The following is a 23,697-nucleotide window of genomic DNA, read 5'->3' on the forward strand; positions in this document are numbered from 1 at the left end:
CTATCTTTGGAGCATGGTCTGATCGGAAAACCGGTTCCCACGTTTCCGGATCATGCTCAGCTCCGCCACGGCTTTAGCGTATGAATCTCCCAACGGCCACGACCGCTTTGGCAGCCGGCGCCCTGGAGCCAGCTTTCGGTATTGCCGTTGACGTAGCTCGCCAGGAAGTCGCGGCATTTGCGCCCGTCCTCGGCGGCATAGGACTGGGCGATGGGCGTCACCGAGCCGCGCGCCCCTGTCTCCGGATTCTCCCAATGCTGGCTGGAATCCTTGTCGCCCTTGCTGAGGACGTCAGAGGCGGCGTTGCGGGTGAAGGCGAGATCGGTCTCGGTCGGGGGAGCGTCCTTCGCCGGCCGCGCGATCGAGCCGGTGAGGTCGCTGTCCTCGGCCTTGGCATAGGCGCTGCCGTCGTTGCGGGAAAAGCTGCAGCCGCCGGCACCAAGCCCGATCAGAATCATCGTCATGACGAAGCCGGACGGCCGGATCGCCGATAGGCCAACGCGTCCCCATGCCCTATATAGGGCGGTAGCGGACAACAACGCGTTTTGGGCCGCGGGACGCAACTCGGACTCCGGACATGACCGACACGACCTCGATGAAACACCAGACACCCTTAACATCCGGTGATTTCACCGCTGCCGACGAGCCATTTGCGTTGTTCGAGGCCTGGCTCAACGAAGCGGTCAAGAGCGAGCCGAACGATCCGAACGCCATGGCGCTCGCAACGGTCGATCCCGACGGGCTGCCTGATGTGCGCATGGTGCTGATGAAGGGCTTCGATACCGAGGGTTTCGTCTTCTACAGCCACATCGCCAGCCAGAAGGGCCGCGAACTCGCCGCAAATCCTAAGGCAGCGTTACTTTTTCACTGGAAGTCGTTGCGCCGTCAGGTGCGCATCCGCGGCAACGTGACGCCGGTGACCGACGCGGAGGCCGACGCCTATTTCGCGACGCGACCGAAGCAGGCCCAGATCGGCGCCTGGGCGAGCAAGCAATCGCAAGAGCTGGAGAGCCGGTTCGCGTTCGAGCAGGCCATCGCCAAGGTCGCGGCCAAATACGTCATCGGCGAAGTGCCGCGGCCGCCGGGCTGGAGCGGCTGGCGCATCACGCCGGTGCGGATCGAGTTCTGGCACGACCGCCCGTTCCGCCTGCACGACCGCATTGAATTTCGCCGTGACGCGGCCGGCCAACCGTGGTCCAAGACGCGAATGTATCCGTAAGCTTTGGGCCGACCTGAAAGATGTCCATGCCGCATTCGTCCAATGCGCCGCGCCGTACGCTGCTCCTGACCGGAGCCAGCCGCGGCATCGGCCACGCCACCGTGATCCGTTTCTCCTCGGCGGGCTGGCGCGTCATCACCTGCTCGCGGCATCCTTTCCCGGAGGACTGCCCCTGGGACGCAGGGCCGGAGGACCACATCCAGGTCGACCTCGGCGATCCCAAGGACACCGCGCGCGCGATCTCGGAGATCCGCAACCGGCTCGAGGGCGGCACGCTGCATGCGCTGGTCAACAACGCCGCGATCTCGCCGAAGGGCGCCGGCGGCTCGCGGTTGGGCTCGGTCGACACCGACCTCGATACCTGGACCCACGTCTTCCATGTCAACTTTTTCGCGCCGATCATGATGGCGCGGGGGCTGATCGAGGAATTGAAGGCCGCCAAGGGGTCGGTCGTGAACGTCACATCGATCGCGGGCTCGCGCGTGCACCCCTTCGCAGGCGCGGCCTACGCCACCTCGAAGGCCGCGCTCGCAGCGCTGACACGCGAGATGGCCTCCGACTTCGGCCGCATCGGCGTCCGCGTCAACGCGATCGCCCCGGGCGAGATCGACACCTCGATCCTGTCGCCGGGCACCGAGAAGATCGTCGAGCAGCAGATCCCGATGCACCGCCTCGGCACGCCCGACGAAGTGGCAAAGATCATCTACGTGCTGTGCACGGACACCAGCTCCTACGTCAACGGCGCCGAGATCCACATCAACGGCGGCCAGCACGTGTAGGCGGGCACTGTCATTGCGAGCGAAAGCGAAGCAATCCAGACTGCCTCCGCAAAGACAGTCTGGATTGCTTCGTCGCGGAGCCTGTCATCCGGCCCGCCGGAGGCGGGACCGGGTGGCTCCTCGCAATGACGGAAGTGGAAATGGCCGCTCAGGGAAGCAAGGCGATCCAGACAACGCCGCCGCAAGACCTGGATCGCCCTTACCTTCCGTTCCTCAATCGAGTCGAATCCGACGTGACCGCTCGCGCGGCCGCGGAGCGGCCGTGCTGAATGCAGTCGAGCAGTCGTCGTCGTTCTCACCATCGAGCAGCGGAGCACCACAGTGCCGGCACATGCGTGCCGACATCGACGGCGCCTTGCCGCTCGCCAGAACCTGACGGTAGTTCGCCAGATCGATGACGTTGCGGGGCGACGTTATGTGTTTCTCAACCATGGCTGTTCCTCGCGGCTACGCCCTGCTTATCGCAGACAAGTTTCGCGCAAACGTTCAGCCCACCGCTCAAATTTTACCGGAGGAATTGCGGCATGACACACGCGTCACCGCGTCGCCGCAATCCCGATCGATTCTGCGACACGATTGATCGTGTCTATGCGAGCGGCGTAAGGTCTCGGTAGGTATCTTTGCTCGCGCACGATCCTACAGCCACTTCTTCCACTTGAAGATCCAGTAGGGGACGATGGCGGCGATCAGCATCATCACCAGCGCCATCGGGTAACCGTGCACCCATTCGAGTTCCGGCATCACCTTGAAGTTCATGCCGTAGATCGAGGCGATCAGGGTCGGCGGCATCAGGACAACGGCCATGACCGAAAACAGCTTGATGATGTTGTTCTGCTCGAGATTGACGACGCCGAGCATGGCGTCGAGCACGAAGGTGATCTTGCTGGAGAGATAGGAGGCGTGATCGGTCAGCGAGGCGACGTCGCGCTGCATGGTCTTGAGCTGCTCGCGCATGTCCTTCGACCACTTCACGCCCTCGACCACGGCGGACAGGAACGTCACGACGCGGCCGATCGACACCAGGCTCTCGCGAACCTTCGAGGTCAAGTCGCCCTTGCGGCCGATCGAGATCAGGATCTGGGAATATCGCTTGGCGTGGCCGTGGCGCTCGCTCTCCGGCTCGAAGATCTCGTGGGAGACCTGGTCGATCTCGGCGCCGCAGCGCTCCAGAATGTCGGCGCAGCGGTCGATCACGGCGTCCAGGAGCTCCATCAGCACCATCTCGCCGGTGATCGAGGGCGTGCAGGAGCGGGCGAGCTTGGCCTCGACCAGCGCAAAGGGCTTGGGCAGGTCGTAGCGGACCGTCACCAGGCGGTGATCGCCGAGGATGAAGGTCACCGCGGTGGTCCGGGGCATGTCGGTATCGGAGTGGCACATCAGCGTCGCGGTCATGTAGCGCGCGCCGTTCTCCATATAGAGGCGACTGGAGATCTCGATCTCCTGCATGTCTTCCCGGGTCGGGATGGCGATGCCCGCCAGCCGCTCGACCGCCTTGTCCTCGGCAGCCGAGGGGTTGACGAGGTCGATCCAGACTGCGTTCTCCGGCAGCGCTGTGAGATCCTCGACAACCGCCTTCTTGAGGGAGGTCTCGGAGAGAACGAACACCGAAAACATCAAAAGCTCCAGAGATCCTACGACAGAACGACAGCCCTTAGCGCGATTCTGACAGGTTCACGATGACAACAACATTAACGGAGCGTTTGCATCTGCGGCGGCCCTTAGGGCTCAACTGTGGCGCCGGAGGAACAGTCTGGCGCGTCTTACCAAAAAAACCCGCACGACACCCCCAAATTTGCGGCAGAAAAGCCACAGCTGGGGTCTTACAGCCCTGGAAAACGGCTTCAGCGCTGGAATTGTGGCAGATTTCAACCATAATGGGCTTAACGGAGTCGAGGAACTTGGGCGCTACGCTCAGGTCCCTTCCGCACGATTGCTTTGATTGGAACCAAACCATGTCGTCGCTGAAAATTATGTTTGGGATTTTGGCCGCTGGCCTGATGCTGTCGGGCTGCATGCAGGCCACGACGCGTTACGAGGCGACGGACACCAAGGCGTTCAAGCCCAAGGACAAAGAACTCCTTGCCAAGGTGAAATACGAGAATACCGCGGTCGCAGAACCGTTCCGCCGCGCCATTGTCGAATTCCACCGCAAGGAAGCGCCGGGCTCGATCGTGGTCGATTCCGACAACCATTACCTCTATTACGTGCTGGAGGGCGGCAAAGCGATCCGCTACGGCATCACTGTCGGCGAAGAGGCCATGGCCTGGTCGGGCATCGCCAAGGTGGCCAGCAAGACCGAATGGCCGGCCTGGCACCCCACCCCCGGCGAAATCTCGCGCTTGGGCGTGCCGACCTATGTCGCACCCGGACCGGACAATCCGATGGGCTCCCGCGCGCTGTACCTCCATTCTGGGGGCAAGGACACGCTGTTCCGCATCCACGGCACCAACCAGCCGGAATATATCGGCGCCTCGATCTCGTCAGGCTGCATCCGCCTGACCAACGAGGACGCGATCGATCTCTATGATCGCGTCAAGCTCGGCACCCTCGTCGTGGTGCTCGAGCCCAAGCACGGCGATTCGCCCTACAAGCCGCGCCTCGCGCTCCAGGGTGGTTCCAGTTCACCCTACTAAGCAGGCCTTGCCCGAGGCCTTTCAAAGGCGCCGGTTTCACCGGCGCTTTTTTGTTGCCGGCTGGTGCGATCGGGCTTTGTTGCCATCCGCCGCCGGCTTGTCCGCAGGTGCAGCAGGCTTTTCCGCCTCACCGCCGTCGGCGCCCTCCTTTGCCTCGGGCTTGGCCGCGACCTCGCGCGGCGGTGCCTCCTCGGGACGCTCCGCCGGCAGCAGCGGTGCGACCTGAGGCAGCGGATCCCACACGTTCCATTGGCAAATCCGGTAGTCGTTGCGTCGCTGCGCGAGATCGAGATGGATGTGGTCCTCGTGGTACCAGTCCGAACCCGGGCCGAGCACGGTGGAAAAGCGAGTGCAGACCGAGTGCAGCACGCGCTCGCGCACCTCGCGCGAGGTGGTGCGGTCGGTCAGGCCGATCGACTGCCCATTGGCGAGCTTGATGCCGCGGATGTCGATGGCATTGGCCTTGCCGTGCTCGGACAGCATCGCGCCGGCCACGCGGTTGCGGCCGCGGCACTCGAAGCTGTCGAAATTGTCGAGCTCGCTGACGGCGGAGCCGAGGCTGGTCGCCAGCGGCGCCATGTCCTTGCGCACCCAATCGGCGAGCGCGGACGCCATGGTGCAGCGGAGGATGGCCGCCGGCTTGACCGTCACCTTGCGCTTGTCCGGCAGCACGATGGCCTCCAGTCGCACCAGATCCTCGCCGCCGCAGGCACCGGGACCGCGGATATCCGGAATGGACGGCGCGATCGCGATCTCCTCGTTCAGCGCCAGCCGGCAGGCCGAGGCCTGCTTCTCGGGCGGCGGCGCGGCCTCGGCGGGCTTGTCCGCATCTGGCTTGTCGGGGGACGGCTTGCCGTCTGCCTGCGCCGCCCCCTCACCCGACGCTTTGGGGGCCTCCTCGGGACGCGGCTTCGGCAGCGGAATCCTGGCGGCGCGAACGGTTGCGCGGGGCTTCGGTGCTCCAAGGTTGAAGATATCGAGCGGCGCATGATATTTCCGCGCCTCTGCCCTTTCGGCGATCAGCAACAGCCCCGCCGCAGCGGTAACCATTGCCGCCCCGGCGGACATATAGCCGCGACAAGACCATTTGCGACGAAAGTCCGGCAGGCTAAAACTCATGGCAATTCTTTGGCCCAACGCTGAGAGCGATAACGCGCCCAGCGACTTCTCGGAGGAACGTCGGAATGCTTGGTTTGATGCAAGATTGGCCCCTGCTCTGCCACCGGATCATCGAACACGCCGCCAGGATTCATGGCAAGCAGGAGGTGGTCACACGCTCGGTCGAGGGACCGATCCATCGCACCAACTACGCCGAGATCCACAAGCGCGCGCTCAAGGTCTCGCAGATGCTGGAGCGCGACGGCATCAAGCTCGGCGATCGCGTCGCAACGATCGCCTGGAACACCTGGCGCCATCTGGAGGTCTGGTACGGCATCATGGGGATCGGCGCCATCTGCCATACCGTCAATCCCCGCCTTTTCCCCGAACAGATCGCCTGGATCATCAATCATGCGCAGGATCGCGTCGTGATGACCGATCTCACCTTCATTCCGATCCTGGAGAAGATCGCGGACAAGTTGCCCAGCGTGGAGCGCTACATCGTGCTCACCGACAAGGCTCACATGCCGGAGACCACGCTGAAGAACGCGGTCGCCTACGAGGACTGGATTGCGCAGGCCGACGGCAAATTCAAATGGAAGGACTTTGACGAGAACACGGCGGCGGCGATGTGCTACACCTCCGGCACGACCGGCGATCCCAAAGGTGTGCTGTATTCGCATCGCTCCAACGTGCTGCACGCGCTGATGGCCAATAACGTCGACGCGCTCGGCACCAGTGCGTCCGAGACAATGCTGCCGGTCGTTCCGCTGTTCCATGCCAACAGCTGGGGCATCGCCTTCTCCGCGCCCTCGCAGGGCACCAAGCTGGTGATGCCGGGCGCCAAGCTCGACGGCGCCTCGGTCTACGAACTGCTCTCGACCGAGAAGGTAACGCACACCGCCGGCGTGCCGACGGTGTGGCTGATGCTGCTCCAGCACATGACGGCCAACAATCTCAAACTGCCGGATCTGAAGATGGTGATCTGCGGCGGCTCGGCGATGCCGCGCTCGATGATCAAGGCCTTCCTCGACATGGGTTCGAACGTCCGCCACGCCTGGGGCATGACCGAGATGAGCCCGATCGGAACCGTCGCGGCGCTGAAGCCGCCGTTCCAGAATACGACCGGCGATGCCAGGCTCGACGTGCTGCAGATGCAGGGTTATGCGCCGTTCGCCGTGCAGATGAAGATCACCGACGATGCCGGCAAGGAGCTGCCCTGGGACGGCAAGACCTTTGGCCGCCTCAAGGTCTCCGGGCCCGCCGTCGCCAAGGCCTATTACCGCGTCGATAGCAACATCCTCGACGAGGACGGCTTCTTCGACACCGGCGACGTCTCGACCATCGACGAGGACGGCTATATGCGGATCACCGACCGCTCCAAGGATGTGATCAAGTCCGGCGGCGAGTGGATCTCCTCGATCGACCTCGAAAACCTCGCGGTGGGCCACCCCGCCGTGGCGGAAGCCGCCGTGATCGGCGTGTTCCACCCCAAATGGGACGAGCGGCCGCTGCTGATCGTGCAGCTCAAGCAGGGCCAGCAGGCCACGCGCGAGGACATCCTGAAGTTCATGGAGGGCAAGATCGCCAAATGGTGGATGCCCGACGACGTCGCTTTCGTCGACGGCATTCCGCACACCGCCACCGGCAAGATCCTGAAGACGGCGCTGCGCGACCAGTTTAAGGATTACCGGTTCCCGAACGCGGCGGCGTGACGGGCTGGGTGCGCCCCTCCTTGGAGGGGCGTCAGCGTCCGACTTGTTGAAGCCTCCACGACGTCATGGCCGGGCTTGTCCCGGCTATCCACGCCTTGCCCCACGGTGCAGTGAACGTGGATGGCCGGGACAAGCCCGGGCATGACGGCTTGGGCGTAGCCGGAACCCTTGAATTTGCTCCCGCGCCGTGGTCTCAACTGCGCATCGTCGCGCCAAATCGGCCGGCATCGCCAACCCCGGCAGAGCTCACCCGATGGCCCGCAGGTTTTCCGCTCCCTACCAGTCGGAGCCCGTGTCCAGCCTCGCGAGCTGGGCGCGCAATCTGGCCGTGTTCGCGGTTCTGGCGGTGGTGGTGTCGATCATCGTCGTCCGTTTCGATTTCCTGGAGCCCAAGCCGGCGCTGGCGACGTTCATCGGCGGGCTCGCGATCGCCGGCCTCTCGATCCTGTTCGGGCTCGCCGGCTTTGCCGCAATCTGGCAGAACGGCTCGCGCGGCATGGCGCGCATCCTGCTCGCCTTCCTGATCGACGGGGCGATCCTCGCCTATCCCGCCTATCTGGCCTTTCAATATCGCAAGCTGCCGTCGATCTACGACATCACCACCAATCCGATCGATCCGCCGCGCTTCGATGCGCTGGCGCGCCTGCGCACCGGCGAGGGCACCAACACCGCGGTCTATGCCGGCCTCTATTCGGCGGAGCAGCAGCGCCATTTCTATCCCGAGATCGAGCCCGTCGAGCTCGAGATCTCGGCCGACCGCGCCTATGCGATCGCGCTTCAGCTCGTCCACAAGCGCAAATGGATCGTGATCGACGAGCGCGCACCGCAGCCGCCGCGCCGCATCGGCCGCATCGAGGCGGTGGCGCGCACGCCGATCATGGGTTTCCGCGAGGACGTTTCGATCAGGGTCGTGCCGGATGGCGATGATTCCCGCGTCGATATCCGCTCTGCGTCGCGCAATTTCGACAGCGATCTCGGCAGCAATGCCGCACGCGTCAAGGCGTTCATCGACGACCTCAACACCGCCGCCGATGCCGATGCACTCAAGCCGGTGAAGAAGACGCCGGTGACGCCGCCCAAGGCGCCGGCGAAGACGGTGAAGAAGTGACTTGGCGAATGGGGAGTAGCGAATAGCGAATGGAGCCGCCCATTCGCTATTCCCCATTCGCTATTCGCCCCCTAGGCCATCCGATAGGTCCCGCCGATCACGGGATCGCCATCCGTCGCCACCACGCCGCGGGCGACCAGATCTTCCAAATGCGCCAGCACGGAATAGCCGGCAGCTGTCGTCAGGCGCGGATCGATACCGATATAGATCGCGCGGACCATGGTCGGGATGTCGGTCTCGCCCTTGGCGAGGCGGTGCAGGATCGAAGCCTCGCGTGCCTTGCGGTGGCGGATCAGGAAGCGCACGAAGCGCTGGCCCTCGGGAATCTCGGGGCCATGGCCCGAGAAATAGAGATCCTCCTCGCGGGTGGCGAGCCGGTCGAGCGAATCCATGTAGTCGATCATCGAGCCGTCCGGCGGCGCCACGATCGAGGTCGACCAGCCCATCACGTGATCGCCGACGAAGTTGAACTTCCGCTCCGGCCAGGCGAATGCCAGATGGTTGGCCGTGTGGCCGGGCGTCGCGACGGCTTCGAGCCGCCAGCCGTCACCTTCCACGACGTCGCCGTGCGCGAGATTGACGTCCGGGGCAAAATCGCGGTCGGCGCCGGATTCCGGATTGTGCTTCTCGCTCTCGAATCGCGGCCGCGAGGCGCGATGCGGGCCTTCGGCATAGACCGGCGCCGCCGTCGCCTGCTTGATCCGCGCGGTGTTCGGCGAATGGTCGCGATGGGTGTGGGTGACGAAGATGTGCGTCACGGTCTCGCCGCGCACGGCATCGAGCAGCGCCGCCGCATGCGCCGCATCGTCTGGACCGGGATCGATGATCGCGACATTGCCCTTGCCGACGATGTAGCTGACCGTGCCCGTGAAGGTGAACGGGCTCGGATTGTTGCAGAGCACGCGCCGCACGCCGGGGCGGACCTCCTCGACGATGCCGGGCTTCAGCGGAAAGTTGCGGTTGAACGGGACGTCGTCGTTGTCGGACATGGGACTTCCTGTGCCACACTCTCTGCCGTCATACCCCGCGAAGGCGAGGTATCCAGTACGCCGCAGCGCCAGTGACAAAAGCGAAGTCTCTGGGATACTGGATCGCCCGCCTGCGCGGGCGATGACAGTTGAGCAAGCTAGCCGCGGCGGAAAAACACAGTGACTAGAAAAACGCCTGAATGCCCGTGATCGCGCGGCCCAGGATCAGGGCGTGGACGTCGTGGGTGCCCTCGTAGGTGTTGACCGTCTCGAGGTTATGGACGTGGCGCATCACGTGATACTCGATCGAGATGCCGTTGCCGCCGTGCATGTCGCGGGCGGTGCGGGCGATGTCGAGGGCCTTGCCGCAATTGTTGCGCTTCATGATCGAGATCATCTCGGGCGCGAACTTGCCCTCGTCCATCAGGCGGCCGACGCGAAGCGAGCCCTGCAGGCCGAGCGCGATCTCGGTCTCCATGTCGGCGAGCTTCTTCTGCACCAGCTGGGTCGCGGCGAGCGGCTTGCCGAACTGCTTGCGGTCGAGCGTGTATTGACGGGCGCGGTGCATGCAGTCCTCGGCGGCGCCAAGCGCACCCCAGGAGATGCCGTAGCGGGCGCGGTTGAGGCAGCCGAACGGGCCCTTGAGGCCGGACACGTTGGGCAGCAGGGCGTCCTCCGGGACCACGACGCCGTCCATCACGACCTCGCCGGTGATGGAGGCGCGCAGCGAGAGCTTGCCGCCGATCTTCGGCGCGGACAGGCCCTTCATGCCCTTCTCCAGCACGAAGCCGCGGATCTGGTTGTCGTGCGCGGCCGACTTGGCCCAGACCACGAAGACGTCGGCGATCGGCGCGTTCGAGATCCACATCTTGCTGCCGGTGAGGCGATAGCCGTCCGACACCTTCTCGGCGCGGGTCTTCATGCCGGCCGGATCGGAGCCGGCATCGGGCTCGGTCAGGCCGAAGCAGCCGACCCACTCGCCGCTGGCGAGCTTGGGCAGATACTTCTTGCGCTGGTTCTCGTCGCCATAGGCGTAGATCGGGTACATCACCAGCGAGGACTGCACCGAGTTCATCGAGCGATAGCCGGAATCGACCCGCTCGATCTCGCGCGCGACGAGGCCATAGGCGACGTAGCTCGCATTGGCGCAGCCATATTCTTCCGGCAGCGTGATGCCGATCAGGCCGAGCTCGCCCATCTCGTTGAAGATCTCGCGGTCGGTCTTCTCCTCGAGATAGGCCTTGGAGACGCGCGGCAGCAGCTTGTCCTGCGCATAGGCGCGGGCGGTGTCGCGAACCATGCGCTCGTCTTCGGTGAGCTGCTCGTCGAGCAGGAACGGATCGTCCCACTGGAAAGAAGCCGCAGCCGGCTTGTCCTTGGCCTGAGGGCGCACGCTCATGAAACGTCCTTTCGCGTCTGGTTCCGTCGATAATTGCCCGACAAAGTAAAGCGCCGCGGCAACAAGTTCAATTGCATCCTGGCTTGGTCGTTCCGGGGTGGCGCTTTCAGCGCGACCGGGAGAAAGACAATGCGTGTCAGCTTTCGAGCTGCTCGTTGGCGACGATCTCGATGCCGAAGCCCGATAGGCCCTTGTAGTCGTGCACCGACGAGGTGAGATGCCGGATCGAAGTCACGCCGAGGTCGCGCAGGATCTGCGCGCCGACGCCGACCTCGCGCCACTGGCGGTTGCGGTCGGCCTCCGTCGACGTCTCGTCCGGCAGCGGCGAAACGGGCACGCCGGCCGCGCCGTCGCGCAGGTAGACCAGCACGCCGCGGCCGGTCTTCTTGAAATGCTCGAGCACGGCGGCCATGCGCTTGTGGCCGGTGAAGGTGTCCTTGACGATGTTCGGCTTGTGAAAGCGCGTCAGCACGTTCTTGCCGTCGCCGACCCCGTTATAGACGAAGGCGACGTGGGCGATGGAATCGAACGGCGAGCGGTAGGCATAGCCCTGCAAGGGACCGATCGGGCTGTCGGTGACGAAGGTCGAGACCCGCTCGATCAGCTTCTCGCGCGCCTGGCGGTAGGCGATCATGTCCGCGATGGTGACGTGCTTGAGCTTGTGCCTGACCGCGAATTGCGCGACCTGCTCGCCCTTCATCACGCTGCCGTCGTCGTTCATGAGCTCGCTGATGACGCCGACCGGCGGCAGGCCGGAAAGCTTGCAGAGGTCGACCGCGGCCTCGGTGTGGCCGGAGCGAAGCAGCACGCCGCCGTCCTTGGCGATCAGCGGGAAGATGTGGCCGGGCCGGGCGAAGTCGTTGGCGCCGACATTGGGATTGGCGAGCGCGCGGCAGCACGAGGCGCGCTCCTCGGCGGAGATGCCGGTGCCGCCGTCGGGCTTGTAGTCGATCGAGACCGTGAACGCGGTGGTGTGCGCGGAATCGTTGTGGGCGACCATCGGATCGAGCCGCAGCCGGCGCGCGTCCTCGGTCGTCACGGGCGCACAGACGATGCCGGAGGTATGGCGGATGATGAAGGCCATCTTCTCGGCGGTGCACAGCGAGGCGGCGACGATCAGATCGCCCTCGCCCTCGCGGTCCTCGTCGTCGGTGACGACCACGAGCTCACCCCGAGCAAAGGCCTGCAAGACTTCCTGAACGCTATCGGGCATTTCCCAATCTCTATCGGTTATGGCCGGGAGGCTTAGCCGGACTTGGGTCGGGGCGCTAGTCTCCCCAGCGCAACCACATATGTCCGAGGGCGGGCCTGCCGATGGGTTTCAGGCTTGCACCGGGCATACCAGCGATATAGGCGCAGATTGCCCGCAAGGAAGGCGGGCAAGGAAGGCGGCCCGACGCCGTCAGGGCAGCACCTCGCGGCGCTCGCCGAGGCGCTGATCGAGCTCGGCGCGCTTGTCCGCGAGCAGGCCGGCCTGGGCGGCTTCGATCACGGTAAACAGCTCATGTGCATCGCTGAGCCGGGTCACGGTGACATAGCTGGCGCCGGCCTCGTAGAGCGCGCCGACGTCGGCCAACAGGTCGGCCGTGGCGACGATCAGGGCGGTCGGATTGAGCGCGCGGACGTGACGGACCAACTTCTCGTTGGTGGCGCCCTTCAGCAGCGAATCCGGCACGCTGAGGATGATCATCTCGGACTTGCCGACGCCGGCATGGAGCAGCGTGTCGGCGCTGCTGATGTCGCCATAGATCACGTGCAGACCACGTGAAAGCAGGGTCTGGTACACATTGGGGTTGAAATCGACCACGGTGATCTGCTCGAGCAGCACCGGTGCCTGCCGTTCGATCTCGGCCAGCAGCGCGCTCGCCGCACGGAAAAAGCCAAGGATGACGATGCGGCGGGCCTCGCCATGGCCGCCCCCGTGGCCCTCCTCGGCATGGCCGTTGCCATGGTCGAGATCGCGCAGGCCGATCCGCTTCAAGGGGCCGATCGCCCAACGGGTGATCTCGTCGCTGCGGGTCATCACGAAGGTCGAGAGCACCGCCAGCACCACGAAGGCGAACGAAGCCGCATTCGCCGTCTCGGCTGCGATGTGGCGGTCCGCGACGCCGGTCTGGATCACGACCAGCGAGAACTCGGAGATTTGCGCGAGGTTGAGCGCCGGCAACAGGCTGGCGCGCAGGCCCTGCTTCATCAGATAGAGCGGGGTGAAGGTGGTGACGAGGCGGCTCACCACCGTGAACGCCGCGATCATCAAGGCGAGGCTGATCACCGAGAGGCCGGGCACGGGAATGGTCATGCCGAGCGCGACGAAGAACAGCGTGATGAAGAAGTCGCGCAGCGTGGTGACCTTGGCGGTGACATCGAGCGCATAGGGGAAGGTCGAGAGCGAGACGCCGGCGATCAGCGCACCCATCTCGCGCGACAGCGACAGTTGATAGGCGGTCTCGGCGACGAGAAAGCACCAGGCGAGCGCACCGAGCAGGATCAGCTCGGGCCGCCGGGCGATCTGGTGGAACACGCGCGGCAGCACGTAGCGGCTGACCAGAAGCGCGGCCGTGACCAGCACCGCGACGCGGCCGATCGAGAGCAGGATGACGCTGACCTGCAGATTGGCGAGACTCGGCTGCACCGCCAGGAACAGGATGGCGAAAATGTCCTGGAGCACCAGCACGCCGAGCGTGATGCGGCCCGGCAGCGTGTCGAGCTCGCGCTTCTCGTAGAGCACCTTGACGATGATGACCGTGCTCGACAGCGCGCAGGCGACGCAGAGATAGACCGCATCGAAATGCCCACCGCCGAGCGACAGGCCGATGCCGACGAAGAACAGAAGCCCGAGCAGACAGCCGCCCAGCAGCTGGCTGCCCGCCGCGAACAGGATCACCCGCCCGGCCCGAACGATCTTCTTCAGGTCGATCTCGAGCCCGATCATGAACAGCATGAAGATCAGGCCAAGCTCGGAGATGACGCTGATCGATTCCTGCGAATGGACCCAGCCGGCGCCGAATGGACCTATGCAGAAGCCGGCGATAAGGTAGGCCAGGATCAGTGGTTGCCGGGAGAAATGGGCGAGAAGCCCCAGCATCCAGGCGAACAGGATAGAGAGTGTGATATCGCGAATGAGCTCATGCATGCCAAATTGGTCCGTTTTGCCGCACCCTAGAGGTGGGTTGCGGTGCGACAAGCGAGCAATTCGTCACATGCGAAATGGGCTCTTCGCAGCCATGCTGCTCGCTCCCCTCGCCTTTGCCGTGCCCGCCGCCGCGCAATCCAAGGTCAGTATCGAACAAAACTTTGCCGATTCGCTCACCACGCCGCTGAAGGAGGACCTCGCCGTATCCGGCGGTTTCTACGTGCCCGCCTATTCCAGCGTCGCGATGAGCCAGGGCAAGCTGCGTGTCGACTTCTCGGTGACGCTGAGCGTACACAACGCCTCCGAGACCCAGCCGCTGGTCATCAAACGCATCGCCTATTTCGACACCGCAGGCAAGCAGGTCGAGAGCTATCTGAAGACGCCGGTGGCGTTGAGGCCGCTCGCCACCGTCTCGATCTTCATTCCGACCGACGACGTGCGCGGCGGGACCGGCGCCAATTTTCTGGTCGACTGGGCCGCCACGGGCGAGATCGCAGCACCCGTGGTCGAAGCCTTAATGGTTGGCGGCATCGCCAACACGCATTACGCTTTCATCAGTCAGGGCCGTCCGACCAGGACGGCCGGCAAGAAGTAAGGCGGCCGGTGCAAAGCCGAGCTCAACAAGAACAAAACGAGGAACGCTCCCATGACGTCCAGCTTCGATTTCGCGCCCCTGTTTCCAGCAGGGCTGCCGGCCCCGTCTGCGCGCTGGACGGGCCTTGCCAAATACAGCTTCGTCGGCGGCAACAACGATTCCGAACAGGTGCCGCTCGACGAGCTGATCGAAGCGGCCGACACGGTGCTGCGGCGCGAGGGCCGCTCGCTCGCCACCTACGGTCTGGCGCATGGTCCGCAGGGCTACCTGCCGTTGCGCGAATTCCTGGTGACGAAACTCAAGCGCGACGCCGGCATCAGCTGCACGGTCGACGACCTCCTGATCGTCTCCGGCTCGCTGCAGGCGCTCGACCTCGTCAACGCCACCCTATTGACGCGCGGCGACACCGTGATTTTCGAGCAGGAGAGCTATCAGGGCTCCCTGACACGGCTGGCGCGGCTCGGCGTCAACGTCGTCGGCATTCCCCTCGACCAGGACGGCATGCGCATGGATCTGCTGGCCTCCGCGCTGGCCGACCTGAAGCGCCGCGGCATCCGGCCGAAATACATCTACACCATTCCGACGGTGCAGAACCCGACCGGCAGCATCATGCCCGAGAGCCGCCGCACCGAGCTGGTGCGGCTCGCGACCGAATATGGCGTGCCCATCTTCGAGGACGATTGCTATGCCGACCTCATCTGGTCGGGGCAGCGGCCGCCCGCGATCTACGCGATGAGCGAGAGCGGCGGCGTGATTCATATCGGCTCGTTCTCCAAGTCGATCGCGCCGGCGCTGCGCGTCGGCTTCGTCGTGGCGCCCTGGGAGTTGATGTCGCGGATGCTGGCGCTGAAGACGGATGCTGGCTCCGGTGCGCTGGAGCAGATGGTGCTCGCCACCTATTGCAAGCCGCATTTTTCTACTCACGTGCCGGCCCTGACCAAGGCGCTGCGCACCAAGCTCGACACGCTCATGGAAGCGCTCAACGAGCAGTTCGGGACCGCCGCTGAGTTCGAGGAGCCCAAGGGCGGCATCTTCCTTTGGGTGAAGCTGCCCGACCAGGTCGATACGCTGAAGCTGTATCAGGCCGCGCTCGCCGCCGGCGTCTCGATCAATCCGGGGCCGGAATGGTCGACCAGCAAGGGCCATTCCGCCTCGCGGCTGCGGCTGTGCTTTGCCAGCCCCACGCACCAGCAGATCCGCGATGGCGTCGCCGTGCTAGCCGAAGTCTGCCGCAAGGAGTTTGGCGTGCCCGCCCGCAGCGCCAATGTGGAGAAGCGAGCCTGAGGCCCAGTCCGGACGTCTCCTCACGCCGCCTGTGGCTGACTGCCGTGAATCGCGGAAGCCAGCCGCAGCAACAGGACGATGGAGACGTTGCCTTTGCCGGCCTCGATCTGGGCGATGTAGCGCTCGGAAATCCCCGAGCGCCGGGCGAGCTCCCGGCGCGACAGATCGCAGCGCATGCGTGAGGACCGCAACCGATCGCCCAGCTCGCTCAGAAACGCGGCCTCGGAATAAGGCGGTACGGCACAGCTCCCCGGCAGTACTTCGCCCGCAAAATCCATGACTTGATTCAGCATTGCTCTATCCACGTTCGCCTTCGGGAAACGCCATCTTACCTTCGAACCGCCCCGCCTCATTGACGCGGATCAAATTCGCGGGCGATCGGCAGCCGCCGTGGCGGGGTCACGCGCGGGATGCTAGACTTTGGAATTGTTCGAGGCGGGGTTTTTCAGGACATGATGCGTTGTTCGGGCCGCTGGATCGCGGCTGCGGTGCTGTGGGTCGCGTTCACCCCCGCGGCTGGTGCCGAGACGCTGGCCGTGACCGTTGAGCAATGGGGCCTGCTCGGCTCCTGGGCGGTCGATTGCTCGGGTAGGCCCGACCGCGACCAGGGCGCGCGCTTGACTTACGAAATCCGGAAAGACGGCCGGGTGATGTACCGGCGCAATTTCGGCGAGGCCAGGGACGAGAACGAGGTGGTGTCCGCCACGGTCAATGCCGAGGGCCTGCTCAATGTCATGGTGTACTTCCCCTCGCTGCATCAGGCCCGCGAGTTCGGGTTGCTGTTGCAGAAGGACGGCAGCCTGCGCGCGATCTACAATCGCAGCGAGCGCGGCGAGTACACGATCAGTAACGGCAAATACGTCGCCAGCGGTGCGCCGACGCCCGCGCAGCAGCGCTGCGATTAGCACGCCTTCGTCTGAACATCCGTTCAGAATTCTCTCCCCGCTCCTCCGGAACGTTCGCGCAAATCTGCGGTTTAGATGTGCATTCGTTTTGGAGGAGGACATCATGACGAAGCTTGGTTATGTGGTTGCGGCTCTCGGTGCGCTCGTGATCGCGGCGCCGACGCTCGCAAGTGCGGAGACGGTGGTGATCAAGCGCAGCGGCGGCTATCATCATCATCACCACGGCCCGTACGGCGCCCGCGCCGAATTCCGCGGACATCGTCATCACGGCTGGCATCGCCACCATCGCGGCGACAAGGTCGTTGTGATCAAGCGCAGCCATCGCCACCATCACTGGGATTAATGCGCAACGCGACAAGGAAATGGCCCCTCACGGGGCCATTTCTATTGTGTTCTTTTCCTTCTCCCCTTGTGGGAGAAGGTGGCATAGGCGGCCTTCGGCCGCCGTTCTTGAGAACGCCGATAATGCGCATCGGCTATTGCGCCGGATGCGGGGTTGCGTCAGCAAGTCCGAAAGTGAAAGACTCATGCGCGGAGAGAGACCCCTCACCCGTCTCGCCGCTTTGCGGCGAGCCACCCTCTCCCACAGGGGGAGAGGGTTAAGAGCGCCTAATCCCAAGCCGGCGCGAAGCCTGGATTGACGCAGCGTCTGTCCTTCGCCAGCGCGGCGATCTTCTCGCGGTCGGCATCGTCGAGCGTGATCTTCAGCGCGTCGAGATTGGCCTGCTGGCTCTCGCGCCGCGAGGCCTTCGGGATCGCGGCGACGCCGTCCTGGTCGAGCAGCCATTTCAAAGCGACCTGCGCGGCGGTGGCATTGTGCCGGGCGCCGATGTCGGCCAGCACCGGATCGCTCGCGAAACGCCCTTGCGCCAGCGGACAATAGGCAACCAGCGGGATCGACCGCGGCTGGAGATAGGCAAGCACCTTCGCTTGATCGAGCATGGCGTGATATTCGACCTGGTTGCAGGCGATCGGCGCCTTGATCTCCTCGACCGCGACCTTGAGCAGCGCGGTGGTGAAATTGGCAACGCCGATGGCGCGCGTGCGCCCCTCCTCCTTGAGCGTCATCAGCGTTTCGAACACCGCCCCCCAGTTCGCGGCCTTCGACGGCCAATGCACGAGATAGAGGTCGACATGGTCGAGCCGGAGCTTCCTAAGGCTGGCTTCGAAAGCGCGGCGGATCGCATCGGAGCTGAGGTTCTCGTGCCAGACTTTCGTGGTGACGTGCAACTCGCCACGCGACACGCCGGACGCGGCGATGGCCGCGCCGATCGCCTCCTCGTTGGCGTACATCTCGGCGGTATCGATGTGGCGATAGCCGATCGAAAGCGCGCTCTCGACCGCGGCACGGCAGGCATCGCCCTGCATGCGGAAGGTGCCGAGGCCGAGCTTGGGCGTGCTGATGCCCTGGGTTTTCAGATGATCCATGCAACAGGCTCCTGAGCAATTCAGCCCACCGGATCGCGCGGCGATGCCGCGTGAGCAGACTTTTCGGTGATGGAAAAGAAGTGGCGGGACCCCTCACCCTAGCGCGGGAGGAGCACAGCGGCCAATCAAGATCGGGTTAGCAATGCCTCTCCATCGTCATGGCCGGGCTTGTCCCGGTCATCCACGCATTGCCACGCGGCACGAAGAACGTGGATGCCCGGGACAAGCCCGGGCATGACGACTGGCGCGCCGCAACCTCACCAATGCTGCGCCACAATCGCGGGCTGCATCTGCGGCTGCGGCACGATGTCGACCGACCAGAGGTCGCGATTGTCGACGTCCTTCAGGGTCACCGTCATCACGCCGCTGTGGCCATCGATGTCGACCCGCCCGAAGAACTGCAAGCCGAAGCAGGGCGCGAGATTCTCGCCTTGCGCAGCGCTGCAGCCATGCTGATACATCGCGACCGGGCCGAAGGTGTCGTCGAGCTCGCCCGGTCCCCAGCTGCCGGCATGCAGCGGGCCGGAGACGAACTCCCAGAACGGCTCGAAATCCTTAAATTGCGCCTTCTTCGGATCGTAGTAGTGCGCGGCGGTGTAATGCATGTCGGCGGTGAGCCAGACGATGTTGCGGATACCGGCGCGCGTGATGAATGCGAGCAGATCGGCGATCTCGTGCTCACGCCGGTCGGGCGGCCCATCGCCGAGCGCAACGGCATCCAGGCTGATCAGGCCAATCGGCAAGTCGGCCGCGATCACCTTCCAGGTCGCGCGCGAAGCGGCGAGCTCGCGCTTGAGCCAGGCGAGCTGCTCGGCGCCCAGGATCCAGCCGCGGTGATCATCGCCCTTGTTCCAGCTCTCGTCGCGGTAGCTGCGCATGTCGATCATGAAGACGTCGAGCAGCGGGCCATAGGCGATCTTGCGATAGACGCGGCCGTGCCGCGCGCCGATGTCGCGGATTGGCATGAAGTCGAAGAAGGCCCGGCGGGCGCGCGCGACCAGGCGCGGGGTGCCGTCGTCCTCGTAACCGGATTCGTCATAGGTCCCGATCGGCGACCAGTCGTTGGTCACCTCGTGATCGTCCCATTGCGCGAACATCGGCACCTGCGCATGGAAGGCGCGAAAGTGTTCGTCGAGATGGTTGTATTTGTAGTTGCCGCGGAACTGCGCCAGGGTGTGCGCCACCTCCGACTTCTCTTCGGTGACGAGGTTGCGCCAGGTCTCGCCGTTCGGCAGCTTCTGCTCGGAAGGGATCGTGCAGTCCGCGTAGATGTGATCGCCACAGTGGATGAAGAAATCCGGATTGTTATCGAGCATGGTGCGATAGCTGCGATAGCCGCCGCGGGAGACGTCGATGCCCCAGCCCTGGCCCGCGGTGTCACCGGACCACAGAAACGAGATCGACTGGCGCGCTGCCGGCGCGGTGCGGAAATGGCCGACGCGGCTTTCGCCGACGAGTCCGGTGGCGATGTCGTCGAAGCGGACGCGGTAGAAGATGTCCTGCCCGGGCGGCAGATCCGCCAGCAGGAGTTTTGCAGTGAGATCGGCAGCGGGCAGCGCATCGCCCGAGGCCGAGGCGATGATGGTCTTGAAGCTCTCGACCGTGGAGCATTCCACCTGCATCCGCGCGGGACGGTCGGCGCGCGCCCAGATCACCGCGGAGCCGCCGGAGACATCGCCGGACTGGATGCCGCCTGCGATCGGCGGCCGATCGGCGGCGCGGCTCAAATGAGGCTTCGCGAGCGCGGCGATGGCGAGACTGGAAGCGGAGCGGACCAGAAACTGCCGCCGGGTCCATGCGCGCGAGGCGCGGAGCGTTGCCATTCAGGAGACCTTCGTCGAATCGCGACGGAAGGTGCCTGCGCTCCTTGACTCCCGGCTTACGGTTTCTTAACTCCGCGCCTACGGTTTTGCGACGCTGGGATGACGCCTGTGATCACCGCTTCCAGTTGCAGATGCCGCCAGAGCGGCATGGCCAGGTCTGGATGCGGGTGTCCATCGCCTGCGCATCGAGCGGGTTGCCGCGGCGTGCTAGCTTGGCGCGGGCCGCCCCGCGCGACGGTGCGCTTCTGGCATGCGCGCTCTTCGGCTCGGCCACACGAACACGTTCGGCGGCAACCTTCTTCGGCACATCGACCGGCTCAGCACGCGCCTGCGCTTCGTTCGCGCCACGCGCTTCGAGCGCGACCGGCGCGAAGTGCGTCTCCGGCCCGAGACGTTTCGGCGACAGCACCGCCTTGGAGAGATCGAGACCAAGATATTCGCCGGGCTTGTAGTCGTCGGCGCGCGCAACACCGGCCCCTGCGACCACGAGGGCGAAGGCAGTTGCGAAGGGAACGCTTTTCAGGACCACGGACGCCTCCTGAAATCGATTTATGAAAGGGGCAATTTACCCCTATCTAGGAGGCGCCGCGCGTAATTCCAGCGGTCAGATGCCGCTGTGGTTAAGAAGTTTGGCGGTGTCAGGCGACCTTTCGCGCAGCGTCCGTCCCGTCCAGGAACCCCATCAGGCGGCTGCGGATGATGGCTTCCGCCTCGCCCATGATGCGATCGATCAGCTCCTTGCAGGACGGGATGTCGTGGATCAGGCCCGCGACCATGCCGCAGCTCCAGGCACCGGCGTCCATCTGGCCGTCCAGCATGATCTTGGGATAGACGCCCGCGACCTGGTCGTGGATGTCGTCGATCGTGAGCTTGGCGCCCTTCTCGCGCTCGATCTCGAGCAGGCGGTCGACATTGGCGTTCTTCAGGACGCGCTCGGTATTGCGCAACGCCCGCATGATCAGGCGGGTGTCGAGCTCGGTGGCTGCGACCAGCGCGTTCTTGACGTTCTGGTGCACCGGCGCTTCCTTGGTGGCGATGAAGCGCGTGCCCATGTTCATGCCCGCCGCTCCCAGCGAGAGCGCCGCGACCAGGCTGCGCCCGTCGGCCATGCCGCCGGAGGCGACGAACGGGATCTTCAGCTCTTCCGCCGCACGCGGCAGCAGGATCATGTTGGGAATGTCGTCCTCGCCGGGATGGCCGCCGCACTCAAAGCCGTCGACGCTGACGGCGTCGCAGCCGATGCGCTCGGCCTTCAGCGAGTGACGCACCGATGTGCATTTGTGGATGACCTTGATGCCGGCGGCCTTCAGCGCCGGCATGTAGGCTTCCGGGCTGCGGCCCGCGGTCTCCACCGCCTTGATGCCGCCCTCGACGATGGCCGCGATATATTCCGGATAAGGCGGCGCCGAGAAGGCCGGCAGGAAGGTGAGGTTGACGCCGAACGGCTTGTCCGTCATGTCGCGGCAGCGCGCGATCTCCTTGGCGAGCAGCTCGGGCGTCTTCTGCGTGAGACCGGTGATGATGCCGAGCCCGCCGGCATTGGAGACGGCAGCGGCCAGCTCGGCGAAGCCGACGAAATGCATGCCGCCCTGGATGATCGGGTGCTCGATGCCGAACAGTTCGGTGATCGCGGTCTTCACTGAAAATCCTCCCGGTTTTGCTTGATGTTGAGCTCAGTCTAGCCGGACTTTCTCGCGGCGGTCACCATTTCTCTCCGAAGGGGCGGATCTCCATCTCGAAGGTCCAGGCGCTCTTCGGCTGCTGGTAGAGCTGCCAATAGGCGCTCGCGACCGATGACGGCGGCATCAGGAGATCGGGATTATCGAGCGCATTCGGCCCGAGCGCCTCGAGCCGGCGCTGGCGCACCCATTCGGTGTCGACGCCGGAATCGATGATGAGGTGGGCGACGTGGATGTTCTTCGGCCCGAGCTCGCGCGCCATCGCCTGCGCGACCGCGCGCAGGCCGAACTTGGCGCTGGCGAAGGCGGCATACCCGCTGCCGCCGCGCAGGCTTGCAGTCGCACCCGTGAAAAAGATGTTGCCGCCGCCGCGCGGCAGCATCAGCCGCGCCGCCTCACGGCCCGCGAGGAAGCCGGAATAGCAGGCCATCTCCCACACTTTCCGAAACACGCGCTCGGTGGTGTCGAGGATCGGGAAATTGACGTTGGCGCCGACGTTGAAGATGCAGACTTCGAGCGGTGCATGCTTGTCGGCGTCGTTCAGGAAGGCGATGACCTCATCTTCCTTCCGCGCGTCGAGCGAGCGCGCGTGGATGTCACCACCGGCAGCTTCGATCTCTTGCACCAGCGGCGCCAGCTTATCGCCATTGCGGCGGCCGGCGAAAATCGAGAACCCTTCGGCGGCAAACTTCTTGGCGATCTCGGCGCCGATGAAATCGCCGGCCCCAATGACGGCCGCAGTGGCGTTTCGCTTGGACAAGACCGCCTCCTCCCATGGGCCGCACTGCGGGCGCGCGGCGTTTGTGTGCCGGAAGCTATAGTTCAAAAATAGAACTGTCAAACTGAGTGGCTGAGTGTTAGCTTCTAGTGAAAATCTCTCTGATCGATCAACTTAGTTCCTTTTTCAGACTGACGACTTGCAGGAACTGCATCATGAAATGGGACACGCTGGAGGAAGAGCCCTGCTCGCTCGCGCGCACCGTCGCCGCGATTGGCGACCGCTGGACGCTGCTGATCCTGCGCGAGTGCTTCTTGCGGGTCAGGCGGTTCGAAGCGTTTCAGTCCTCGCTGCAGATCACACGCCATCTGCTCTCGGAGCGGCTGAAGAAGCTGGTCCGCTTCGGCATCCTGCGCCGCGTCCCCTATTCCGAAGCACCGAAGCGTTACGAATACATCCTCACCCAGAAGGGGCTCGACCTCTACCCGATCATCATGGCGATGGTGCATTGGGGCGACGCCCATATGGGCGACGAGCGCGGCCGCCCGCTGCTGCACGAGCACAAGAGCTGCGGCAAGCTGTTCGATCCCGTAATGGTGTGCTCGGAATGCGGCGAGGTGCTGCATGCCAAGCAGGTGCATGTGCATGCGGGCCCGGGGCGGAGAGAAGCGGCGGAGTGAGTGAGGCGCCGCGCCTCTCAAAGCTCAAGCGAAGGGAACACCGTAATAGGAGTTGATGCCGCGCACGGCGGCGTCGTCGCTCCAGTTCCAGTCGGTCTTCTCACCGTATTTCGGCGCGCCTTCGAGATCCTTGGCGGTGATCGCAGTCACGTAACCGCCGAGCTCGGTGTCGTACTTCAGCGACTGCCAGGGCAACGGATAGTGATCATTGCCGAGGCCGAGAAAGCCGCCGAAACCAAGCACCGCATATGAGACCTTGCCGCTGATCTTGTCGATCATGACCCGTTCGATTGAACCGATCTTGTTGCGATCGGCACCGTAGACCGCGGTTCCCTCGACCTTGTCGCTTCCGATCAGCCGGCCCATCTCGTTACGGTCCAGTTCGCTCTGATTGAGCATCGTTATTCTCCACTCGGCTATTTGTGAATCAACCGAAAGGGGTGCGTGATCGTTCCGGCGCGTGTTCCGGAAATGCTTGGGAACATCGCCACAAAGAACCGGTTCTCTGAGGCTATCGAGGCCGCAACAGAGAA

General features: G+C 64.5%; 25 protein-coding genes. 10 read left to right on the forward strand and 15 right to left on the reverse strand.

Going from position 1 to position 23,697, the window contains the following annotated elements; translation table 11 throughout:
* Positions 1 to 56 precede the first annotated feature (56 nt).
* Positions 57 to 464, reverse strand: a complete 408-nt coding sequence (locus I6F31_RS02000; protein ID WP_036004044.1) for an RT0821/Lpp0805 family surface protein — start codon at positions 462 to 464, stop codon at positions 57 to 59.
* 113 nt (positions 465 to 577) lie between these two features.
* Between I6F31_RS02000 and pdxH the strand changes: the two genes are divergently transcribed.
* Positions 578 to 1,219, forward strand: a complete 642-nt coding sequence (gene pdxH, locus I6F31_RS02005) for a pyridoxamine 5'-phosphate oxidase (protein WP_036004041.1) — start codon at positions 578 to 580, stop codon at positions 1,217 to 1,219.
* A gap of 26 nt (positions 1,220 to 1,245) precedes the next feature.
* The gene (locus tag I6F31_RS02010; protein WP_036004050.1) at positions 1,246 to 1,998 is read left to right on the forward strand and encodes an SDR family oxidoreductase; all 753 of its coding nucleotides are present in this window, start codon (positions 1,246 to 1,248) and stop codon (positions 1,996 to 1,998) included.
* Positions 1,999 to 2,211: 213 nt separating this feature from the next.
* On the opposite strand, the gene I6F31_RS02015 is transcribed toward I6F31_RS02010, so the two are convergent.
* Both I6F31_RS02015 and I6F31_RS02020 read right to left on the reverse strand, forming a co-directional pair.
* A complete protein-coding gene (locus I6F31_RS02015; RefSeq protein WP_035696491.1) occupies positions 2,212 to 2,430 on the reverse strand; it encodes a hypothetical protein in 219 nt (72 codons plus the stop codon).
* A 204-nt stretch (positions 2,431 to 2,634) separates the two neighbouring features.
* Positions 2,635 to 3,612 carry a magnesium transporter CorA family protein gene (locus I6F31_RS02020; protein ID WP_036004038.1) on the reverse strand — a complete coding sequence of 326 codons (978 nt, stop codon included), beginning with the start codon at positions 3,610 to 3,612 and terminating at the stop codon, positions 2,635 to 2,637.
* Positions 3,613 to 3,950: 338 nt separating this feature from the next.
* On the opposite strand from I6F31_RS02020, the gene I6F31_RS02025 reads away from it, so the two are divergent.
* Positions 3,951 to 4,631, forward strand: a complete 681-nt coding sequence (locus I6F31_RS02025) for a L,D-transpeptidase (protein ID WP_036031037.1) — start codon at positions 3,951 to 3,953, stop codon at positions 4,629 to 4,631.
* 36 nt (positions 4,632 to 4,667) lie between these two features.
* On the opposite strand, the gene I6F31_RS02030 is transcribed toward I6F31_RS02025, so the two are convergent.
* Positions 4,668 to 5,750, reverse strand: a complete 1,083-nt coding sequence (locus I6F31_RS02030) for an extensin family protein (protein WP_225146195.1) — start codon at positions 5,748 to 5,750, stop codon at positions 4,668 to 4,670.
* Positions 5,751 to 5,815: 65 nt separating this feature from the next.
* Between I6F31_RS02030 and I6F31_RS02035 the strand changes: the two genes are divergently transcribed.
* Together I6F31_RS02035 and I6F31_RS02040 are read left to right on the forward strand one after the other, a co-directional pair.
* Positions 5,816 to 7,444 carry a fatty-acid--CoA ligase gene (locus I6F31_RS02035; RefSeq protein WP_225184603.1) on the forward strand — a complete coding sequence of 543 codons (1,629 nt, stop codon included), beginning with the start codon at positions 5,816 to 5,818 and terminating at the stop codon, positions 7,442 to 7,444.
* Positions 7,445 to 7,697: 253 nt separating this feature from the next.
* A complete protein-coding gene (locus I6F31_RS02040; protein WP_057026863.1) occupies positions 7,698 to 8,552 on the forward strand; it encodes a DUF1499 domain-containing protein in 855 nt (284 codons plus the stop codon).
* Between the two features lie 71 nt (positions 8,553 to 8,623).
* Here the strand turns inward: I6F31_RS02040 and I6F31_RS02045 are convergent, their stop codons facing one another.
* From I6F31_RS02045 to I6F31_RS02060, 4 genes are all read right to left on the reverse strand, one after another.
* On the reverse strand, positions 8,624 to 9,541 hold the full coding sequence (locus I6F31_RS02045; protein ID WP_036004017.1) for an MBL fold metallo-hydrolase: 918 nt from the start codon (positions 9,539 to 9,541) through the stop codon (positions 8,624 to 8,626).
* Between the two features lie 163 nt (positions 9,542 to 9,704).
* A complete protein-coding gene (locus I6F31_RS02050; protein ID WP_036004014.1) occupies positions 9,705 to 10,919 on the reverse strand; it encodes an acyl-CoA dehydrogenase in 1,215 nt (404 codons plus the stop codon).
* A gap of 136 nt (positions 10,920 to 11,055) precedes the next feature.
* Positions 11,056 to 12,132 (reverse strand): 3,4-dihydroxy-2-butanone-4-phosphate synthase, encoded by a 1,077-nt coding sequence (gene ribB / locus I6F31_RS02055; protein WP_036004011.1) that lies wholly within the window; start codon positions 12,130 to 12,132, stop codon positions 11,056 to 11,058.
* A 189-nt stretch (positions 12,133 to 12,321) separates the two neighbouring features.
* On the reverse strand, positions 12,322 to 14,052 hold the full coding sequence (locus tag I6F31_RS02060; protein WP_036004008.1) for a cation:proton antiporter: 1,731 nt from the start codon (positions 14,050 to 14,052) through the stop codon (positions 12,322 to 12,324).
* 67 nt (positions 14,053 to 14,119) lie between these two features.
* Between I6F31_RS02060 and I6F31_RS02065 the strand changes: the two genes are divergently transcribed.
* Together I6F31_RS02065 and I6F31_RS02070 are read left to right on the forward strand one after the other, a co-directional pair.
* The gene (locus I6F31_RS02065) at positions 14,120 to 14,647 is read left to right on the forward strand and encodes a DUF3124 domain-containing protein (RefSeq protein WP_225184604.1); all 528 of its coding nucleotides are present in this window, start codon (positions 14,120 to 14,122) and stop codon (positions 14,645 to 14,647) included.
* 51 nt (positions 14,648 to 14,698) lie between these two features.
* Positions 14,699 to 15,931 carry a PLP-dependent aminotransferase family protein gene (locus tag I6F31_RS02070; protein ID WP_225184605.1) on the forward strand — a complete coding sequence of 411 codons (1,233 nt, stop codon included), beginning with the start codon at positions 14,699 to 14,701 and terminating at the stop codon, positions 15,929 to 15,931.
* 20 nt (positions 15,932 to 15,951) lie between these two features.
* On the opposite strand, the gene I6F31_RS02075 is transcribed toward I6F31_RS02070, so the two are convergent.
* Positions 15,952 to 16,224: a helix-turn-helix domain-containing protein gene (locus I6F31_RS02075; protein WP_036031024.1), complete on the reverse strand. Its 273-nt coding sequence runs from the start codon at positions 16,222 to 16,224 to the stop codon at positions 15,952 to 15,954.
* 159 nt (positions 16,225 to 16,383) lie between these two features.
* On the opposite strand from I6F31_RS02075, the gene I6F31_RS02080 reads away from it, so the two are divergent.
* Positions 16,384 to 16,836 (forward strand): hypothetical protein, encoded by a 453-nt coding sequence (locus tag I6F31_RS02080; protein WP_225184606.1) that lies wholly within the window; start codon positions 16,384 to 16,386, stop codon positions 16,834 to 16,836.
* Positions 16,837 to 16,939: 103 nt separating this feature from the next.
* Complete coding sequence (locus I6F31_RS02085) at positions 16,940 to 17,179, forward strand: hypothetical protein (protein ID WP_225136478.1); 240 nt, start codon at positions 16,940 to 16,942, stop codon at positions 17,177 to 17,179.
* A 266-nt stretch (positions 17,180 to 17,445) separates the two neighbouring features.
* Here the strand turns inward: I6F31_RS02085 and I6F31_RS02090 are convergent, their stop codons facing one another.
* The 5 genes from I6F31_RS02090 to I6F31_RS02110 all read right to left on the reverse strand — a co-directional run bounded on the left by I6F31_RS02090 (position 17,446) and on the right by I6F31_RS02110 (position 22,526).
* Positions 17,446 to 18,264, reverse strand: coding sequence for an aldo/keto reductase (locus I6F31_RS02090; RefSeq protein ID WP_225184607.1), 819 nt, complete (start codon positions 18,262 to 18,264; stop codon positions 17,446 to 17,448).
* 257 nt (positions 18,265 to 18,521) lie between these two features.
* Complete coding sequence (locus I6F31_RS02095) at positions 18,522 to 20,087, reverse strand: alkaline phosphatase D family protein (RefSeq protein ID WP_225184608.1); 1,566 nt, start codon at positions 20,085 to 20,087, stop codon at positions 18,522 to 18,524.
* Between the two features lie 112 nt (positions 20,088 to 20,199).
* On the reverse strand, positions 20,200 to 20,616 hold the full coding sequence (locus I6F31_RS02100; RefSeq protein ID WP_225146198.1) for a hypothetical protein: 417 nt from the start codon (positions 20,614 to 20,616) through the stop codon (positions 20,200 to 20,202).
* A gap of 109 nt (positions 20,617 to 20,725) precedes the next feature.
* On the reverse strand, positions 20,726 to 21,727 hold the full coding sequence (locus tag I6F31_RS02105; RefSeq protein ID WP_225184609.1) for a nitronate monooxygenase family protein: 1,002 nt from the start codon (positions 21,725 to 21,727) through the stop codon (positions 20,726 to 20,728).
* A gap of 61 nt (positions 21,728 to 21,788) precedes the next feature.
* A complete protein-coding gene (locus tag I6F31_RS02110) occupies positions 21,789 to 22,526 on the reverse strand; it encodes an SDR family oxidoreductase (RefSeq protein ID WP_036031046.1) in 738 nt (245 codons plus the stop codon).
* A 173-nt stretch (positions 22,527 to 22,699) separates the two neighbouring features.
* Between I6F31_RS02110 and I6F31_RS02115 the strand changes: the two genes are divergently transcribed.
* Positions 22,700 to 23,164: a helix-turn-helix domain-containing protein gene (locus I6F31_RS02115; RefSeq protein WP_036031008.1), complete on the forward strand. Its 465-nt coding sequence runs from the start codon at positions 22,700 to 22,702 to the stop codon at positions 23,162 to 23,164.
* A gap of 24 nt (positions 23,165 to 23,188) precedes the next feature.
* Here the strand turns inward: I6F31_RS02115 and I6F31_RS02120 are convergent, their stop codons facing one another.
* Positions 23,189 to 23,563 carry a PRC-barrel domain-containing protein gene (locus I6F31_RS02120; protein ID WP_036003959.1) on the reverse strand — a complete coding sequence of 125 codons (375 nt, stop codon included), beginning with the start codon at positions 23,561 to 23,563 and terminating at the stop codon, positions 23,189 to 23,191.
* Positions 23,564 to 23,697 lie beyond the last annotated feature (134 nt).

The organism is Bradyrhizobium sp. NBAIM01 (assembly GCF_020194115.1).
Classification (GTDB): domain Bacteria; phylum Pseudomonadota; class Alphaproteobacteria; order Rhizobiales; family Xanthobacteraceae; genus Bradyrhizobium; species Bradyrhizobium yuanmingense.

Coding starts and splice junctions, on each gene's coding strand:
- I6F31_RS02000 (WP_036004044.1), bottom strand. CDS start 464: ATGACGATGATTCTGATCGGGCTTGGTGCCGGCGGCTGCAGCTTTTCC.
- pdxH (WP_036004041.1), top strand. CDS start 578: ATGACCGACACGACCTCGATGAAACACCAGACACCCTTAACATCCGGT.
- I6F31_RS02010 (WP_036004050.1), top strand. CDS start 1,246: ATGCCGCATTCGTCCAATGCGCCGCGCCGTACGCTGCTCCTGACCGGA.
- I6F31_RS02015 (WP_035696491.1), bottom strand. CDS start 2,430: ATGGTTGAGAAACACATAACGTCGCCCCGCAACGTCATCGATCTGGCG.
- I6F31_RS02020 (WP_036004038.1), bottom strand. CDS start 3,612: ATGTTTTCGGTGTTCGTTCTCTCCGAGACCTCCCTCAAGAAGGCGGTT.
- I6F31_RS02025 (WP_036031037.1), top strand. CDS start 3,951: ATGTCGTCGCTGAAAATTATGTTTGGGATTTTGGCCGCTGGCCTGATG.
- I6F31_RS02030 (WP_225146195.1), bottom strand. CDS start 5,750: ATGAGTTTTAGCCTGCCGGACTTTCGTCGCAAATGGTCTTGTCGCGGC.
- I6F31_RS02035 (WP_225184603.1), top strand. CDS start 5,816: ATGCTTGGTTTGATGCAAGATTGGCCCCTGCTCTGCCACCGGATCATC.
- I6F31_RS02040 (WP_057026863.1), top strand. CDS start 7,698: ATGGCCCGCAGGTTTTCCGCTCCCTACCAGTCGGAGCCCGTGTCCAGC.
- I6F31_RS02045 (WP_036004017.1), bottom strand. CDS start 9,541: ATGTCCGACAACGACGACGTCCCGTTCAACCGCAACTTTCCGCTGAAG.
- I6F31_RS02050 (WP_036004014.1), bottom strand. CDS start 10,919: ATGAGCGTGCGCCCTCAGGCCAAGGACAAGCCGGCTGCGGCTTCTTTC.
- ribB (WP_036004011.1), bottom strand. CDS start 12,132: ATGCCCGATAGCGTTCAGGAAGTCTTGCAGGCCTTTGCTCGGGGTGAG.
- I6F31_RS02060 (WP_036004008.1), bottom strand. CDS start 14,052: ATGCATGAGCTCATTCGCGATATCACACTCTCTATCCTGTTCGCCTGG.
- I6F31_RS02065 (WP_225184604.1), top strand. CDS start 14,120: ATGCGAAATGGGCTCTTCGCAGCCATGCTGCTCGCTCCCCTCGCCTTT.
- I6F31_RS02070 (WP_225184605.1), top strand. CDS start 14,699: ATGACGTCCAGCTTCGATTTCGCGCCCCTGTTTCCAGCAGGGCTGCCG.
- I6F31_RS02075 (WP_036031024.1), bottom strand. CDS start 16,224: ATGCTGAATCAAGTCATGGATTTTGCGGGCGAAGTACTGCCGGGGAGC.
- I6F31_RS02080 (WP_225184606.1), top strand. CDS start 16,384: ATGATGCGTTGTTCGGGCCGCTGGATCGCGGCTGCGGTGCTGTGGGTC.
- I6F31_RS02085 (WP_225136478.1), top strand. CDS start 16,940: ATGACGAAGCTTGGTTATGTGGTTGCGGCTCTCGGTGCGCTCGTGATC.
- I6F31_RS02090 (WP_225184607.1), bottom strand. CDS start 18,264: ATGGATCATCTGAAAACCCAGGGCATCAGCACGCCCAAGCTCGGCCTC.
- I6F31_RS02095 (WP_225184608.1), bottom strand. CDS start 20,087: ATGGCAACGCTCCGCGCCTCGCGCGCATGGACCCGGCGGCAGTTTCTG.
- I6F31_RS02115 (WP_036031008.1), top strand. CDS start 22,700: ATGAAATGGGACACGCTGGAGGAAGAGCCCTGCTCGCTCGCGCGCACC.
- I6F31_RS02120 (WP_036003959.1), bottom strand. CDS start 23,563: ATGCTCAATCAGAGCGAACTGGACCGTAACGAGATGGGCCGGCTGATC.